This is a genomic window from Myxacorys chilensis (assembly GCF_059505265.1).
Genome location: NZ_JCACKG010000048.1, coordinates 1 through 2024, shown reverse-complemented (window position 1 = coordinate 2024; position 2024 = coordinate 1). Strand labels below are relative to the sequence as shown.

Annotated in this window: 2 protein-coding genes; both read right to left on the bottom strand. The window is 70.1% G+C overall.

What is annotated here, in order from left to right; all coding sequences use genetic code 11:
• Positions 1-248: 248 nt before the first annotated feature.
• The gene (locus AC5JLB_RS02365; protein ID WP_495872256.1) at positions 249-563 is read right to left on the bottom strand and encodes a hypothetical protein; all 315 of its coding nucleotides are present in this window, start codon (positions 561-563) and stop codon (positions 249-251) included.
• Entirely contained in the window at positions 532-930 is a 399-nt protein-coding gene (locus AC5JLB_RS02360; RefSeq protein WP_495872255.1) for a hypothetical protein, read from the bottom strand. Before AC5JLB_RS02360 ends, AC5JLB_RS02365 begins: the two co-directional genes overlap by 32 nt.
• Between the last annotated feature and the right edge of the window lie 1094 nt (positions 931-2024).

Sequence of the window (2024 nt, the reverse complement as noted above, 5' to 3'; positions counted from 1 at the left end):
CGATCGTCTTGTTGGCCGCGCCCTTGCGAAGAAGGTGGAGGATGTGCGGCTCCTGCCGGGTGGGGCCAAGCTCGCCCGCTCGGCCCTTGCTGCCCAAATCGCGGCCTTGGACACGCCCCAGAAGTCGCCAGATTCCCTCGACCCCCGCTAAGGGCTCGGCCAGTCGCCGGACGACGGAAGGTCGTCGAGCACCCAGCGCTCGTTGCGCAGAAGCGCCGGGGAGCCGCGCTGTGCCGCCTGAGCGAGCGTCAGGAGAAGCCGCGCCAGCGCTTCGGCCGTCCGCCCCTACCGACAGAGGACCGCGCCCGGATGAGCTCGGCCGCGACGCGCTGCTGTGCGGCCGGATGCGGGTTGTCGAGCAGTCCGGGCAGCACAGGCTCGAGCCCGGGCCGCTGCGGTGTGTCGTGGACGGCCTGCTGAAGGATGAAGATCGCCGAGCCGATCTCGTCGCGGTCGGCCAGCGTGGTTAGCAGGCCTCGCGCCGCCTCGATCCGATCGAACGGTAGACCCACCGGCCGGCGCGCGGCGAGCTCAGCAGCCTCGAGCCAGCGATCCGACCGCAACCGGCCCCCAGCGATGGGCGAGCGGCCGGCGGGTGACGGGGATCTCGCGCCGCCTGGCGGCCTGGAGGGCAGGGCAGAGCACCAGAACCTTCTCGGAACGTCCGAGTTCGGGCGGGAAGCCGGCGAGCAATGCGCCAACGGCCTGCCCGCCGAAGCAGTGGACGAAGAAGGGTCCACGAGCATCCCCGAGGATCCCGAGCACGGCCTCCCAGGCACCGATGGACTGCAGGGCCTGGATGACCCCGGGCGAGTCGCCGAGGCCCGCCAGCGCCATCGCGACCGCCCGCACTGACGAGGGATTCGTCGTGCGAGCTGCGGTTTTGCGGGCGAGTGCGCGCCGTAGCGGTTCGCGCAGGGCCTCGGGCACCGTTTGGAACGCGAGGGGTGGATCGGATCCACGAAGGGTAAGCCCGCCAGCAGGCACGTCTCCGCAGCTGCCGACGACGCGCCAATGAGGAGCGTCGTGAGCGCCACCAGCTGCGGCTCGGCGAGCGGGGCGAGGAGCTCGACCCGCAGGAACTCTGAAGGTCGTCGACCGTCCCCGTGGCGGGGACGACCGACAACTGCAGTCCCAGGCTCCGGTTCGGCGCAGGACCGCGGCGGCCACTTCGGCTCTGATCTCGAGGCCTTCCGCGATCTCGGAGCCGTCGAGCAACAAGTCGGTGGTCCCGTAGGTCGCGACCCGACCGTAGACCTTCGCCCGAGCCAACCCCGGCACGGCCGTCTCGAGCCGCTTGGCCCGGATCAGGCGGGCCCCCTCGGGCAACTCGGCGGGGACCGGGCCGGCTGTCGTGCCGGGAGGGAGGTCCTAGATCGTGAACCCGGACCGTAGCGCCTCGAGCGGGGCCGACCGGATCACGGGCCGGCCCGTCCGGCGCGACAGCTCCCCGAGCAGAACGCTCTTCCCTATGCCCGCCGGCGCTTCGATCAGGCGGATGGGAGGCCTTGGGGAGAGGATGGCGCAAATGAGCCGGGCACGTCCAAGCATGGATCCCCGAACCGTCGAGACCCTGCTGCGATCTTCCATCGGATCGACATGGGACATGGTCCGAAGCCTGTTACCTTTTCCGTTCGGCCAAGCGCGGACGAGCGTGCTGCTGCGTGCAATCGTGCCTCGGGTCACACCGTCGGGAGCCACCGAGATACTGTCAAGGACCGGGATAGACCGACTCGAGAGCTCTCTCGCCCGCGCGCCCAGTTTGGGCCGCCAAATCGACCAGCGGACGGCCCGGACGATCGGCATCCTCGACATCGGTCAGCAGCACCTCCGACGAGGTCCTCGCTCTGGCCGAGAGGCACGTCCAAGCCGCGGGCATGGGCTATCCGACGAGGTCATCCGATCGCGGACATCGGCGACAGTTGCCGCCAGGGCCTGGATGCTGCCCAGCATGTCGAGAGTTGTCCCTACGCCCGCGCAGGATGGGATAGGAGAGGACGCATCCCTCCATTCGGGTCCACGGA